At 69.2% G+C, this 14,148-nt stretch carries 14 protein-coding genes; 2 read left to right on the top strand and 12 right to left on the bottom strand.

Annotated elements, in window-relative coordinates:
* Positions 1-28 precede the first annotated feature (28 nt).
* Positions 29-2,251 (bottom strand): M3 family metallopeptidase, encoded by a 2,223-nt coding sequence (locus JHB91_RS04590; RefSeq protein WP_199471803.1) that lies wholly within the window; start codon positions 2,249-2,251, stop codon positions 29-31.
* Between the two features lie 73 nt (positions 2,252-2,324).
* On the opposite strand from JHB91_RS04590, the gene JHB91_RS04585 reads away from it, so the two are divergent.
* A complete protein-coding gene (locus tag JHB91_RS04585; RefSeq protein WP_199471800.1) occupies positions 2,325-2,822 on the top strand; it encodes a glutathione peroxidase in 498 nt (165 codons plus the stop codon).
* Positions 2,823-2,855: 33 nt separating this feature from the next.
* Here JHB91_RS04585 and JHB91_RS04580 read toward each other — a convergent pair whose 3' ends face one another.
* The 6 genes from JHB91_RS04580 to JHB91_RS04555 form a co-directional block, all read right to left on the bottom strand.
* Positions 2,856-3,278 (bottom strand): universal stress protein, encoded by a 423-nt coding sequence (locus JHB91_RS04580; RefSeq protein WP_199471797.1) that lies wholly within the window; start codon positions 3,276-3,278, stop codon positions 2,856-2,858.
* Positions 3,279-3,349: 71 nt separating this feature from the next.
* On the bottom strand, positions 3,350-4,159 hold the full coding sequence (locus JHB91_RS04575) for a ferredoxin--NADP reductase (RefSeq protein ID WP_199471794.1): 810 nt from the start codon (positions 4,157-4,159) through the stop codon (positions 3,350-3,352).
* 47 nt (positions 4,160-4,206) lie between these two features.
* Positions 4,207-6,090, bottom strand: a complete 1,884-nt coding sequence (locus tag JHB91_RS04570) for an ABC transporter ATP-binding protein (RefSeq protein WP_199471792.1) — start codon at positions 6,088-6,090, stop codon at positions 4,207-4,209.
* Between the two features lie 75 nt (positions 6,091-6,165).
* Positions 6,166-7,050, bottom strand: a complete 885-nt coding sequence (locus JHB91_RS04565; protein WP_199471790.1) for a DUF4097 family beta strand repeat-containing protein — start codon at positions 7,048-7,050, stop codon at positions 6,166-6,168.
* A gap of 43 nt (positions 7,051-7,093) precedes the next feature.
* On the bottom strand, positions 7,094-7,720 hold the full coding sequence (locus JHB91_RS04560; RefSeq protein WP_199471788.1) for a hypothetical protein: 627 nt from the start codon (positions 7,718-7,720) through the stop codon (positions 7,094-7,096).
* Positions 7,717-8,292 (bottom strand): sigma-70 family RNA polymerase sigma factor, encoded by a 576-nt coding sequence (locus JHB91_RS04555; RefSeq protein WP_233348391.1) that lies wholly within the window; start codon positions 8,290-8,292, stop codon positions 7,717-7,719. Before JHB91_RS04555 ends, JHB91_RS04560 begins: the two co-directional genes overlap by 4 nt.
* Before the next feature lie 109 nt (positions 8,293-8,401).
* Here JHB91_RS04555 and JHB91_RS04550 point away from each other — a divergent pair, with 109 nt between their 5' ends.
* Positions 8,402-9,931: a fumarate hydratase gene (locus JHB91_RS04550; RefSeq protein ID WP_199471786.1), complete on the top strand. Its 1,530-nt coding sequence runs from the start codon at positions 8,402-8,404 to the stop codon at positions 9,929-9,931.
* Between the two features lie 27 nt (positions 9,932-9,958).
* Here JHB91_RS04550 and cls read toward each other — a convergent pair whose 3' ends face one another.
* From cls to JHB91_RS04525, 5 genes are all read right to left on the bottom strand, one after another.
* Complete coding sequence (gene cls / locus JHB91_RS04545; protein ID WP_199472653.1) at positions 9,959-11,224, bottom strand: cardiolipin synthase; 1,266 nt, start codon at positions 11,222-11,224, stop codon at positions 9,959-9,961.
* 109 nt (positions 11,225-11,333) lie between these two features.
* A complete protein-coding gene (locus JHB91_RS04540) occupies positions 11,334-12,461 on the bottom strand; it encodes a phospholipase A (RefSeq protein WP_199471785.1) in 1,128 nt (375 codons plus the stop codon).
* A 44-nt stretch (positions 12,462-12,505) separates the two neighbouring features.
* Positions 12,506-12,991 carry a DUF456 domain-containing protein gene (locus JHB91_RS04535; RefSeq protein WP_199471783.1) on the bottom strand — a complete coding sequence of 162 codons (486 nt, stop codon included), beginning with the start codon at positions 12,989-12,991 and terminating at the stop codon, positions 12,506-12,508.
* Between the two features lie 72 nt (positions 12,992-13,063).
* Positions 13,064-13,540, bottom strand: coding sequence for a glycine zipper 2TM domain-containing protein (locus JHB91_RS04530; protein WP_199375583.1), 477 nt, complete (start codon positions 13,538-13,540; stop codon positions 13,064-13,066).
* 82 nt (positions 13,541-13,622) lie between these two features.
* Positions 13,623-14,105 carry a hypothetical protein gene (locus JHB91_RS04525; protein WP_199471781.1) on the bottom strand — a complete coding sequence of 161 codons (483 nt, stop codon included), beginning with the start codon at positions 14,103-14,105 and terminating at the stop codon, positions 13,623-13,625.
* Positions 14,106-14,148: the final 43 nt, after the last annotated feature.

The raw sequence follows: 14,148 nt of genomic DNA, 5'->3' as shown, positions 1-14,148 counted from the left end.
CCGGAGCGGAGGAAGGGTGTCGCGAGTCTTACCTGGCGGGAGCGGCGCCGCCCGGCGCGGCGCCGTCGCTGACGCTGCCGTCCAGGCCACGCTTGACCAGCAGCGGCTGGATGTCCGGAGCCTTGCCCGAGAAGTCCGTGAACAGCTGCAGCGCATCCTTGCTGCCGCCCTGCGACAGCAGCGTGGCGCGGAAGCGGTCACCGTTGGCGCGCGTCAGGCCGCCGTTCTCCTCGATCCACGCCACGGTGTTGGCGTCCAGAACTTCGGACCAGATGTAGGCGTAGTAGCCCGCCGCGTAGCCGCCCATGATGTGGCTGAAGTAGGTGGTGCGGTAGCGCGGCGGCACTGCGGCGAAATCGAGGCCGGCGGCCTTGAGCGCCGCTGCTTCGGTGGCGAGCACGTCCTTGGCGGCGGGCAGCTTGTCGGCCGGCAGCTGGTGCAGGTACTGGTCGAGCATCGCCGCGCCGAGGTATTCGGTGGTGGCGAAGCCCTGGTTGAACTTGGCGGTCGCGACCACCTTGTCCAGCAGCGCCTGCGGCATGGCTTCGCCGGTCTGGTGGTGCTTGGCGTAGTTGGCGAGCACCGACGGCCAGTCGGCCCACATCTCGTTGACCTGCGACGGGAACTCGACGAAGTCGCGCGGCACGCTGGTGCCGCTGAAGTACGGGTACTTCACGTCCGAGAACATGCCGTGCAGCCCATGGCCGAACTCGTGGAACATCGTGGTGACCTCGTCCCAGGTCAGCAGCGTCGGGCCGGCCTGCGGCTTCGGGATGTTCTGGTGGTTGGCCACCACCGGCAGGGTCTTCTCGAGCCCGGACTGCGACACGTACGAGTTCATCCAGGCGCCGCCGCGCTTGGAGTCGCGCGCGTAGGGGTCGAAGATGAAGATCGCGAGCTGGCTGCCGTCGGCGTTGTGCACGTCGTACACCCAGGTGTCGGGGTGGTACTTCGGCAGGTCGGTGCGTTCCTTGAAGGTGATGCCGTAGAGCTGGGTGGCGCCGAAGAACACGCCGTTCTCCAGCACGTTCTTCATTTCCAGGTAGGGCTTGAGCTGGGATTCGTCGAAGTCGTACTCGGCCTTGCGCACCTTCTCGGTGTAGTACGCCCAGTCCCAGGCCTCGAGCTGGAACGTCGGCTCGCCCTTGGCGGCCTGCTCGGTGTCGATCATCGCCTGCAGCTTGGCGGCCTCGCTGCGGGCATTGGCCACCGCGGCCGGGGCCAGCTGGCCGAGCATGGCGTTCACCGCGTCGGTGGTCTTGGCGGTTTCGCCGTCGAGCACGTAATCGGCATAGGTGTCGAAGCCCAGCAGCTTGGCGCGCTCGGCGCGCAGCTTCAGCACGGTGGCCACGATCTCGCGATTGTCCCACTGGTTGCCACGCGCGCCGCGCACGACCGAGGCTTCATGCACGCGCTGGCGCAGGGCGCGGTTGTTGAGCTGCGGCAGCGGCGGCTGGCCGGTGGTGTTGAGCAGGGTGATGACGTACTTGCCTGCGTGGCCGCGCGCCTTGGCGGCGGTGGCCGCCACTTCGATCTGCTCGGGGGTGAGGCCGTCGAGCTCGGCGGCGGTGTCGACGACAACGGCGGAATCGTTGACCTCGGCCAGCACGTTCTGGCTGAAGGTGGTGCCCAGCTTGGCCAGCTCGCCGTTGATCTCCTTCAGGCGCGCCTTCTGGGTTTCGTCCAGGGCCGCGCCGGAGCGCACCAGGTCCTTGTAGTACTCCTCGACCAGGCGCACGCCCTCGGCGTCCAGGCCCAGCGTGGCGCGGGCGTCATGCAGCGTCTTGATGCGCGCGAACAGCTTGGGGTCCAGCGAGATGGCATCGCGGTGCGCGGCGAACTTGCCGGCGTAGTCGGCCTGCAGCTTCTTGCGCGCGTCGTTGGTGTCGGTGCCGACGAGGTTGAAGAACACGCGCATTGCGCGGCCCAGCGTCTGGCCGTTGGTTTCCAGCGGCAGGATGGTGTTCTCGAAGGTCGGCGCGTCAGGGTTGTCGGCGATCGCGCGCACTTCGGCGAGCTGCTCGGCCATGCCGGCATCGAAGGCCGGGGCGAAGTGCTCGTCACGGATGCGGTCGAAATGCGGGTACTGCAGCGGGAGGGTGCTCTCGACCGCGAAAGGATTGCCCTTCAGGGCATCTGCGCTGGCGGACATGGCGGACTCCGCGGCGGTGGCGGTGGACTGGGCGAGCGCGGGCGACAGCGCGGCGCCGGCGAGCACGGCCGCGAGGGCCAGGGACAGCGGATGCTTCATTCAGGTACTCCGGAGGTAGACTCAACCCCCGAAGGGTACCGTGCCCGGGCCCATGCAGGACATGACGAAAGACATGGTCACGCCCCCAGCCGGCACCGCGTCGGATTTCAGCGCCACGCGCATCGATGGACGGCAGCAACCGCTGGCCGACTACGCCGGGCAGGTGCTGCTGGTGGTCAACGTGGCGTCGCAGTGCGGGTTCACGCCGCAGTACGCGGGCCTGCAGCAGCTGTGGAACGACTACCGCGAGCGCGGCCTGGTCGTGCTGGGGTTTCCCTGCGACCAGTTCGGCCACCAGGAGCCTGGCAGCGACGAGGAGATCGCGCGGTTCTGTTCCATCGACCAGGGCGTCGATTTCCCGATGTTCGCCAAGGTCGAAGTCAACGGCCGCGATGCGCACCCGCTGTGGGCTTGGCTGAAGTCGGAGAAGGGCGGCGTGCTCGGCATCGACGCCGTCAAGTGGAACTTCACGAAGTTCCTCGTGGGACGCGATGGCCGCGTGCTGGCGCGCTATGCGCCCACCACCACGCCCGACGCCATGCGTGCCGATATCGAGGCCGCGCTCGGCTGAACCGTGCCCGGGCCTGCGCCCGGGGCGCGGCGATCAGCGGACGATGGTGACCGGCAGTTCGGTCTGGGCGATGACCTTGCTCGAGACCGAGCCGAGCAGGATGCCCTTCACCGAACCGCGTCCGTGCGAGCCCATCACCAGCAGGTCGGCCTTTGCGGTCCTGGCGGCCGCAAGAATGGCGTCCGCCGGCTCGCCGATCACCGCCATCTCGCGCACGTCGACCTTGCCGCGGGCGAGCGCCTTGCGCGCCGGCGCCAGCATGCGTTCGTGGTTTTCGGCGTGGATCTGCGCCATGGCCGCCTTGCCGATGCGGCTTTCCACGCCCGGGAACGGTTCGGCGTCGACCGCCACCAGGAACAGCTTCGCTGGCTTGGCAAGCTTGCCCGCCAGGCGCACGGCGTACTTCACGGCGCGCAGGCTGATATCGCTGCCGTCCACGGCGACCAGGATCTTCATCGGATGTTCCTCGGCGGATCGAATGGCGCGATTCTACGCGCTGGGCGCGGTGGCCGGACAGCGCGGCGGCGTCACTTCTCGACGAAAGCGCGCTCGAACACGTAGTCGCCGGACACGCCGATGCGCTTCGATGCGGTGAAGCCGCGTCCGTCGAGCAGGCTGCGGAAGTCGGCCAGCATCTGCGGGCTGCCGCACAGCATGGCGCGGTCGTGTGCGACATCGAGCGGGTCCAGGCCGAGGTCGGCCATCATCTGCCCGCTGGCCATCATGTCGGTCAGGCGCCCGCGCTGCGGGCGGCCGTCAAACACGAAGTCCTCGCGGGTGACGGCCGGGTAGTACAGCAGGCGGTCGCGCAGGATGTCGCCGAGCAGCTCATGCCGCGGCAGTTCGTTGCTGAAGTAGTCGCGGTAGGCGAGATCCGCCTCGCGGCGCACGCCGTGGCAAAGCACCACGCGCTCGAAGCGCTCGTAGGTTTCGGGGTCCTTGATAATCGACAGCCACGGTGCGAGGCCGGTGCCGGTGCCCAGCAGATACAGGTTGCGGCCGGGGTGCAGGTCGCTGATCAGCAGGGTGCCGGTGGGCTTGCGCCCGATCAGCACCTGGTCGCCTGGCTTGACGTGCTGCAGGCGGGACGTCAGGGCACCGTCGGCCACCTTGATGCTGAAGAACTCGAGCTGCTCTTCCCAGTTGGCGCTGGCGATCGAGTACGCGCGCAGCAGCGGCTTGCTGGAGCCGTCGGCCTGCGTGACCGGCAACCCGATCATGACGAACTGGCCGTTCTCGAAGCGGAAGCCGTCGTCGCGGGTGGTGGTGAAGCTGAAGTAGTCGTCCGTCCAGTGACGGACGTCCAGCACCGTTTCGGTGCCAAACGCGGATGACATGCGGGGTTCTTGGCTGGGGAGGAAACCGGGCCATTGTACCGCCGGCGCTAGCGGTAGCCCGCGGCCTGCAGTTCGAACAGCTCGGCATAGCGGCCGCCGGCGGCCATCAGTTCCGCATGGGTGCCGCTGGCCTCGATCCGGCCGTCGGCCATCACCAGGATGCGGTCGGCCATGCGCACGCTGGAAAAACGGTGGGAGATGAGCACGGCGGAACGGTTGTCGGAGAGCTCGCGGAAGCGCTGGAAGACTTCGTATTCGCTGCGCGCGTCGAGGGCTGCGGTGGGTTCGTCGAGGATCATCACCTGGGCGTCGCGCATGTAGGCGCGCGCGATCGCGACCTTCTGCCACTGGCCGCCCGACAGGTCCACGCCGGTCTTGAAGCGGCGGCCGATGACCTGGTCGTAGCCGCCGGGCAGGCCGGCGATGACCTCGTCGGCCAGCGCGCGGCGCGCGGCGGCCTCGATGCGCGGGCGGTCGTCCATCGCGTCCACCTGGCCGACGCCGATGTTCTCTGCCGCGGTCATGTGGAAGCGCACGAAGTCCTGGAAGATCACGCCGATGTTGGCGCGCAGGTCATCCAGGTCGTAGTCGCGCAGGTCGCGGCCGTCGAGCAGGATGCGGCCTTCGTCCGGGTCGTACAGCCGCGCGAGAAGCTTCACCAGGGTGGTCTTGCCGGCACCGTTTTCGCCCACCAGTGCCAGCACTTCGCCGGCATGCAGCTGGAAATCGACGCCTCGCAGCGCCCAGCGCGCGGCGTCCGGATAGCGGAAACCGACGTTGTCGAACACGAAGCCGGTGGCGATCGGGCGCGGGATGGGCGAGGCGTCCGGGCGCGAGACGATCTCCGGCTGGATCTCGAAGAACGAGTACAGGTCGTCGAGGAACATCGCCTGGCCGGCGACCTGCGAAAACCCGATCAGCAGGCTTTCCAGCAGCTGGCGCAGGCGGCGGAAGCTGCCCGCCAGGAAGGTGAGGTCGCCGATGGTGAAGTCGCCCTGCACCGTGCGCCACGCGATATAGCCGTAGGCCACGTAGTAGCCGAGCGTGCCGAACGCCGCCAGCAGCGCGCCCCAGAACGCGCGGCGCCGGGCAAGCCTTCGGTTGGCGAGCAGGAAGGCCTGCGACAGCAGGCGGAAGCGCTCCACCAGGAAGCGGTGGAGGCCGAAGATCTTGACCTCCTTGGCGCTCTCCACGCTGGCGCCGGTCTGGCGCAGGTATTCGAGCTGCCGCCGCTCCGGCGTCCACTGGAAGTTGAGCGAATAGTTGAGCGCGTTGAAATGCGCCTCACCCACGAAGGCCGGGATCAGCGCCACCGCCAGCAGCACGATCAGCCACGGCGCGTACACCAGCAGACCCGCGGCAAAGCTCACCACGGTGATCATGTCCTGGGCCTGGCCGAACAGCTGGCCCATGAGGTTCATGCGCCCCATGGTCTGGCGGCGCGCGCGGTCGAGCTTGTCCTGCAGCTCCGGGTCCTCGAAGTCCTCGAGGTCGAGGGTCGCCGCGTGCTCCATCAGCCGCACGCTGGCGGCGTTGGTGAACATCTCCGACAGGACCGAATCGCAGTACGACACCAGCCGCCCGAGCAGGTCGGAGACGATCGCCAGCGCGAACTCGAGCGCGATCAGCAGCGCCAGCGGATGCAGGAGCCCGGCGGCCCAGGCGTCGCCGAAACCGCCGTCGATCGCGCCACTGCCGACCAGCCGGATCGCCTCGTCGATGATCAGCTTGCCGATGTAGAGCATGGCGACCGGCAACAGCGCGCGGATCACCCGCAGGCCGAGGCTGGCAATGGTCAGCGGCCGGCTGGTGCGCCAGATCTCGCGCAGGAACGGCGGCAGGTTGCGCAGCGCATTGACGCGTTCACGGAACGAGGGGCTGGAGGATGGCCGGGGCGGGGCGCTGTCGGCTGCGGTGCTGGCGGGGCTCATGGCGCCATCATGCCGGGCGCCCCGGAGGCACGGGTGAAATCACGGCCGGCGGACATGCGCCGCCGGCCGCCGTGGTCAGTCGAGCGACAGGCGCGCGTCGCCGGAGAATGTCTCCAGCTTGACCTCGCCGTCGCCGCCGCCGTAGCGGTGCTCGAAACTCGCGCCCGGGCCGTACTTCTTGCGCTTGACGTCGGCACCGGCCGCGTCGAGCGAGCCGCTGAAGCTGGCGCCGCTGGCGCGCGCGGACAGATCGCGGGGCAGCGTGAGGCGGATGTCGCCGCTCACCGACTCCAGCGTGATGCTGCCGCCGCTGGCCAGCCCGGTGCGGATGCTGGTGTCGCCGGATACGGAGCTTGCGTCCAGCCGGCGCAGGCGTTCGCCGCGGGTGTCGATGTCGATGTTGCCGGACACCGACTCGGCCTCGACGCTGCTGCCGATGCGCCCGCGCAGCGCGATGTTGCCGCTGACGCTGTCGACAGCGACCTCACGGCTGTTGAGGTTCAGCCGCAGGTTGCCGCTCACGCTTTCGATGCTCGCTTCGCCCGGCGCGCCCACCGCAACCACCGCGCCGCTGACGCTCTCGATGTCGAGCTTCGCGCCGCCGACCCCGGTGACGTTGACGCTGGCGGCGACCGAGTCGACCTCCAGGCTGGCCTGGCGCGGGATGTCGATGACCAGGGTGGTCGGTTCGGAATTGCGGCTGTTGCGCGGGTAGCGCACCTCCACCGAGAGGCTGCGCTCGCCGCCCTCGATGGCGAGGCGCTCCACGCCGTCGCCGAGGCTGCCGGTGATGCGGACTTCGGCGCGGTCCCAGGTGCGCACCTCGATGCTGCCCTTGAGGTTGGAGACATCGACGCTGCCGCGGGCGTCGAGCGGGCGGGTTTCGTTGATCGGCGTGGCGGCGAACGCCGGCGCGGCGAAGGCGGCGGCGAGGCCGGTGAGCAGGAGGGAACGGATCATGACTGGCTCCAGGGGCTAAGGCGGGGCGAGAAGGGACAAGGCATCAGGCAAGCCGGCGTGCCAGCGACAGTCGCTGGGCATAGATGCGCTGCAGGCGCTGGACGAGGAACACGGCGTCGGGGTCGTGCCGCAGCGCGGCGCGCACTTCGACCGCGCTGCGGTCGAGTTCGGCCAGCACGCCGCCGGAGGCGTCCGGCGCCATGTCGGCAGCGCGGGCGGCATCCAGCTCGCGCAGCGCGCCGAGGTATTCGCGGGTCATGGCGTCGGCCACGCGCAGCAGCGGTGCGTCCTGCGCGGCGTCGGCCGCGATGGTCGGCGCGGCCGCGCCCTTGGAGAGGCGCGGCGCCAGTTGCCAGCCCACGGCCACCGCGACCAGCACGGACGCGGCGATGGCGTAGGGCGCCAGCCTGGCTGTGCCGCGCCGGCCCAGGCTGGCACCTGGGTGAGCGCTGATGCGGGACGCAGCGGTGGTTGCGCCCATGCCAACCGCGCGCGGGGGAGCTGTCGGGTCGCGCGCGGGTGCCTGCGCCAGCTGCGCGGAGATCGCAGGCCAGAGGTCGCGCTGTGGCGCCACGTCCTGGCGCAGGGCGGCGAGCCGCGCCTGCAGGACAGCCGGAAGCACGTCGTCGTGACCGGCCCGGTCGATATCGTCGTGGTTGTCACGGTTCATGCGAAGTCTCCAAGTCGCGTGCGGAGCAGCCGGCGCGCGCGGTGCAGCTGCGCCTTCGAACTGCCCACCGCCATGTCGAGGGTCGAGGCGATCTCGTCGTGGCTCCAGCCCTCGATGTCGAACAGCACCAGCACAGCGCGGGCGCGCGGCGGCAGCGACGCCACGGCGCGGTCCAGGTCAAGCGCCAGCGCGGTGCCGTGGCCGGCCGAATCGGCGCCGGCCAGCGCGTCGATCACGTCGCCGTCGTCGCCATCCAGGCCCGGGCGCGCCTTGCGTGCGCGCAGGTCCATCAGTGCGGTGTTCACCGCCAGCCGGTGCAGCCATGTGCCGAAGGCGCTGTCGCCGCGCCACTGCGGCAAAGCCCGCCAGGCGCGCAGGAAGGCTTCCTGCACCAGGTCCTCGGCCCGCGCGTGCTGCCAGCCCGCCAGGCGCAGCACCACGCCGTGGACGCGCGCCGCGTGGCGCCGGTACAGGGCTTCGAATGCCGCGGCATCGCCGGCCGCCGCGGCGCGGGCCAGCGGCAGGTCGCAGTCGCCGGTGTCGGGGGCCGGGTCGTGGCAGGGGGCGGTCATCGCGGCGTCGAGCATACCCAGTCGGATGCACCGTCACGCCCGGAGGTTTAAGCCGCCCCTGCACAGCGGCGTAAAATGCACGATTGACCCGCCAGCAGCCGAGCCAGCCGTGACCCCGACCACGATCCGCCAGGACGACCTGATCCAGAGCATCGCCGATGCCCTGCAGTACATCAGCCACTACCACCCGGTGGACTACATCCGGAACCTCGCCGCCGCCTATGAGCGCGAGGAGTCGCCGGCCGCCAAGGACGCGATGGCGCAGATCCTGATCAATTCGCGCATGTGCGCGGAGGGCCACCGGCCGATCTGCCAGGACACCGGCATCGTCACCGTGTTCCTCGAGATCGGCATGGACGTGCGCTGGGACGACGCCACCATGGGCGTCGAGGACATGGTCCACGAGGGCGTGCGCCGCGCCTATGCGCACCCCGACAACAAGCTGCGCGCGTCGGTGCTGGCCGACCCCGCCGGCAAGCGCATCAACACCCGCGACAACACGCCGGGCGTGGTGAACTTCAAGGTGGTTCCCGGCAACAAGGTCGACGTGATCGTGGCCGCCAAGGGCGGTGGATCGGAAGCCAAGAGCAAGTTCGCGATGCTCAATCCGTCGGATTCGGTCGTCGACTGGGTGCTGAAGACGGTGCCGACCATGGGCGCCGGCTGGTGCCCGCCGGGCATGCTCGGCATCGGCATCGGCGGCACCGCGGAGAAGGCCATGCTGCTGGCCAAGGAGGCGCTGATGGAGCCGATCGACATCGTCGACCTGCAGGCGCGTGGCGCGTCGAATCGCGCCGAGGAACTGCGCCTGGAGCTGTACGACAAGGTCAACGCGCTCGGCATCGGCGCGCAGGGGCTGGGCGGGCTGACCACGGTGCTCGACATCAAGGTCAAGGATTACCCGACCCACGCGGCCAACCTCCCGGTGGCGCTGATCCCGAACTGCGCGGCCACGCGCCATGCGCACTTCACGCTCGACGGCAGCGGTCCGGTGATGCTGGATCCGCCGTCGCTGGAGGACTGGCCGAAGCTGGTGCTGGATACGTCCAAGGGGCGTCGCGTCGACCTGGACTCGATCACGCCGGAGGAGGTCGCGAGCTGGAAGCCCGGCGAGACCCTGTTGCTCAACGGCAAGCTGCTGACCGGCCGCGATGCGGCGCACAAGCGCATGGTGGGGATGCTCGACCGCGGCGAGCCGCTGCCGGTCGATTTCCGCGGCCGCTTCATCTACTACGTGGGGCCGGTGGATCCGGTGCGCGACGAGGTCGTCGGCCCGGCCGGTCCGACCACGGCGACGCGCATGGACAAGTTCACCGAGCAGGTGCTGAGCCAGACCGGCCTGCTGGGCATGATCGGCAAGGCGGAGCGGGGGCCGGTCGCCATCGAGGCGATCCGCAGGCACAAGTCGGCGTACCTGATGGCGGTCGGCGGATCGGCCTACCTGGTGTCGAAGGCGATCAAGGCGGCGCGCGTGGTCGGCTTCGAGGACCTGGGCATGGAGGCGATCTACGAGTTCACGGTGCAGGACATGCCGGTGACGGTGGCGGTCGATTCCACCGGCGAGTCGGTGCACGAAACGGGCCCGCGCGAGTGGCAGTCGCGGATCGGCAGGATTCCGGTGGTGGTCGAGCCGGCCTGAGCCCTCTGCGGGTAGGCGAGCGACGCCCTACAGCTGCGAACGGATCGGGCGCACGATCCGTTCGGCGAGCTTCTCGCGAAGCGGGCGTCGTTCCCACATTTCGTACGAGTACTGCTTGGCGTGCTTCAGGTCGTCCTCGAAGACCTGGGTCATGCGTTCGGCGAAGGCGTGGTTGTAGATGTTGAGGCTGGCCTCGTCGTTGAGGCGGAACGAGCGGATGTCGAAGTTGGTGGAACCCACCGAGACTAGTTCGCCGTCCACGACCAGCAGCTTCACGTGGATCATGGTCGGCTGGTACTCGTGCATCTCGATGCCCGCCTGCAGCAATTCGCCCCAGCTGGCCTTGGATGACAGGCGCACCGTTTCCGAATCGATGTGCTTGCCGGGCAGCATCACGCGCACCTTCACCCCGCGCTTGCGCGCTGCGATCAGCGCCTTCGTGATCAGCTCGTCCGGCACGAAGTACGACGCGGTCAGGTCGATCGTGTGCTCCGCCGCGGCAACCGCCGAGAGGTACATCAGGTGCATGCTCTCGCTGCCGCCCGCGGGCGACGCGATGAACAGGTGCGCGGCCATGTCGCCGGCGTGCTCGAGTTCCGGGAAGTAGTCCGGACCGTTGAGAAGCTCGCCCGTGGTCTTGATCCAGTTGTCGTTGAACGCGGCCTGCATCTGCGCCACGGCCGGGCCTTCGATGCGGAAATGCGCTTCGCGCCAGTGGTCCGGGTCCTGCGCGTGGCCGGTCCACTGGTCGGCGATGCCGACGCCGCCAGTGAAGCCCACCTTGCCGTCGATCACCAGCAGCTTGCGGTGGGTGCGGTTGTTCATGCGGCCGAGGTTGTACCAGTGCAGCGGCCGGTAGCGCTCGACGCGCACGCCTGCGTCCTGCATGCGCTTCAGCAGCTCCTCGTCCATCTTGATGCTGCCCACCCAGTCGACCACCAGGTGCACGCGCACCCCGTCGCGGGCGCGCGCGGCCAGTGCATCGGCAAACTTGCGGCCGATGTCGCCGGACCAGTAGATGTAGGTCTCGAAGGTGATGGTCTTCTCGGCCGCGGCGATCGCCTCGAGCATCGCCGGGAAGATCTCGTCGCCGTTCTGGTAGTCGACCACGTGGTTGCCCGGCATGATCGCCGGGCCCAGCAACACCGACATCTCGCGGCGGAACTGCGGGTCGGCCACGGCGTGCGTGTGCTCGACCTTGCGTTCGATCTTCTTTTCGGGAGTGGCGAAGTTCATCGCCACCACCACGACCAGCACCGTGGCGATGACGGTCAGGACGATGGTCCAGGCCATTTTTTTGCGGCTCCAGGTTCGGCGGCTCATGCAGTCCCCTCGGCAGGGTCGGGCCGGGTCCGCCTACTCTGGGGCGCGCGCATTCACCGGCGTGTGAAGCCGGGCCGGGTCAGAACCAGTCGATCACCGAAATGCCGAGGCCCACGTAGGTCGCGCGGTGGTCGTAGTCGAGCATGCTCTCGCCGTAGCCCTCGAACACCTGCAGGTGGCCGCGCAGCTGGTTGCTGATCGGGAACCCCCAGTCGAACTGCAGCGCGCCGTGCGAACGGTCGCCGCTGCGCAGGGAGTGGCGCGCCATCAGCGAGTACACCTGGCCATCGTCGCGGGTGTGCACGAGGGTGACGTCGCCGCGGCCGAGGTAGTCCTCGATGCCGGGGTTGTCGTCATCGCTGCCGTCGGACAGGCGGATCCAGGGGCGGAACGTCACCGCCCAGTCTTCGCGGTCCAGGCCGACGTTGAACATCACCCGGTTCCAGCTGCGCGACAGCGGGTCGGCGCGGCCGTTGGACTGGTGGTTGATGCCGACGGCCGCCATCCGCCCCTTCCAGCCGAACAGGCTGTAGCTGTTGCGGAACACCAGGAGGACTTCGGGCTCGTAGTTGGTCTCGCGGAACGGGCGCGAGGCGTCGCTGTTGAGCACCTGCCAGCGCGAGCTCTGCGTGTAGCCCATCCACAGGTCGCCGTTGTCGCCGAAGATGCTCTCCAGCGCCTTGGTCTTGAAGCTGATCTGGAACTTCGTCTCGAAGTCGTCCACCGACATCGCCTGCGCCTCGACGCCGGGCGACGAACTCGCCGGCGACGGGTTCTGGTCGCTGCTCCAGAACACCGGCAGCAGGTACACCGGCTTGTGCGCACGCATGTTGAAGGTGCCGAGCTTCGAGTCGCGCGCCAGCTCCCAGCGACTGTCGAGCAGCGAGCCGCGGCCGGCATTGGCCAACGCCTCGCGGCGCGGATCGTCGTCGTGCGGGTAGAAGTCGCTGCTGGTGTCGGCGGGTCGAGCCTGCGCGGCTGCGGCTTCGAGCGCCGCGGCCTCCGCGCGGGCGCGGGCGGCGGCTTCATCGGCGGCCTGCGGCGAACGCGCCTGGCGGCCGGCGGCCAGGTCGTAGCAGGCAAGGCGCTCGGCGTCGCTCTCGACCGCGACACAGGCGGTCGCGCTGCCGGCCGGTGGCGACTGGGCGGCTGCGGTGAACGGCAAGGCGCACAACAGGGGCAGGATGGCCGACAGGCGTGGTGGCATGGGATGGCTGTGTTGGCGAGGCGAGGCGCGAGTCTAGCGTGGTGTCACAGGAACCATGCGAACGCGAACAGGCCCAGCATCGCGAAAGCCAGCGCCAGCTTCAGCACGATCGCGAACACGATGCCCAGCCAGGTGCCGAAGCCGACCCGCGCCGCTTGCCCGACGTCGCGTCCGTGCAGCAGCTCACCCGCCAGCGCGCCCAGGAAGGGACCGGCGAACAGCCCCACCGGGCCGAAGAACACACCGACGAAGGTGCCGATGATCGCGCCAACGATCGCCTTGCCGCTCGCACCCACGCGTTTCGCGCCGAGCGCGGTGGCCCAGAAATCGATCAGGAGCGACAGCAGGGTCAGCACCCCCAGCACCGCGAGCGTGGCCACGCCGATCTGCTCGAATCCGCCGGCCCATGCCGCCAGCAGCATGCCGGCGAACACCAGCGGCAGGCCGGGTAGGGCGGGCAGGATCGTGCCGACGATGCCGGCGACCACCAGGATCGCGGCGAGGACGTAATAGAGAACCTGTGCATCCATCTTGGCAGCCTGCCCAACTAATGACGGCCCGCATGGCGGGCCGTCAGGAGAACACGAAACGAGGAGGATGGATCAGCGCAGCGAGGCGCGGCCACCCGCAACGCGCACATATGAGCCTTCGCGGATCCCGCCCAGGTCAGTCTGGGTGACCACGGTCATGCGGCCGTTGTCGAGGCGCACGTGGACGTCGTAGACCGAGTCCCCCTGGACGCGGTTCTGGATGGCGTTGCCCGCCACCGCGCCGCCGACCGCGCCGGCGACCGTCGCGGTGTTGCGGCGGCCCTCGCTGTCCGTGTTGCGGCCGGCAATTTCACGCGCAGCCACGGCGCCCACTACGCCACCCAGCACGGCACCGGTGGCATTGGGCGTATTGCCACCGCGCGCGCGATGGTCGATGCGGGTGACCACGCCGCAGTCCTGGCAGGCGTAGGCGGACGAACCGGTATTGCCGTAGCCGCTGCCGCTGGAATAGCCGGGCGATGTGCTCGCACAGCCGACCATGGTGAGCGCGGCAAGCGCGGCGGTGGCACCGATCAGGCGGATCTTCATTGCGTTGCTCCTGAGATCGCGGGGGGATGGGAAGGTGGACCTTCCACCCCGCGACCTTAGGAGCAGGGTCGTGAACAGCCGATCAACCGCGGAAGTCGCGGTGGCAGGCCTTGCAGTCCGCGCCGATGGCCTCGGTGGTGGTCTTGAGTCCCGCGCAGTTCAGCGGCGGCGATGCCAGGGCGCTGTCGATGGCGCCGCGGAACTTGCCGGCGTGGGTGGCAAAGCGGGTGTCATCGCGCAGGTCGGCGAATGCGGGCTCAAGATCGTTGCCCAGCACGCGCAGCGCCTGCAGGTGCGGCAGCACGTCCGTCGCCGCGCAACGGTTGGCCTGCAGCGCGTCGCGCAGCTGTGCGCTGTGCGCGGACAGCAGGTGCATGGTGGCCTTGGGGTAGTGGTCCTGCCAGGTCTTGCGGGCCTCCAGCGCGCGCAACAGCATCACCACCGCCACCACGCCAAGCACCAGGCCCAAGCCGAACACGAACAGGTAGCGGACCGCGGCCGAGTGCGGCTTGCCCGCGTGGCTCGCGGGACCTGCGTGGGAAGTGGTATCGGGCGGCGTCGACATGCGTGCACTCCGGCTGGCGGTTGGACAGCGGCGATTGTATGCG

The organism is Luteimonas sp. MC1828 (assembly GCF_016461615.1).
Taxonomy (GTDB): domain Bacteria; phylum Pseudomonadota; class Gammaproteobacteria; order Xanthomonadales; family Xanthomonadaceae; genus Luteimonas.
This window is presented reverse-complemented; position numbering and strand designations above follow the sequence as displayed.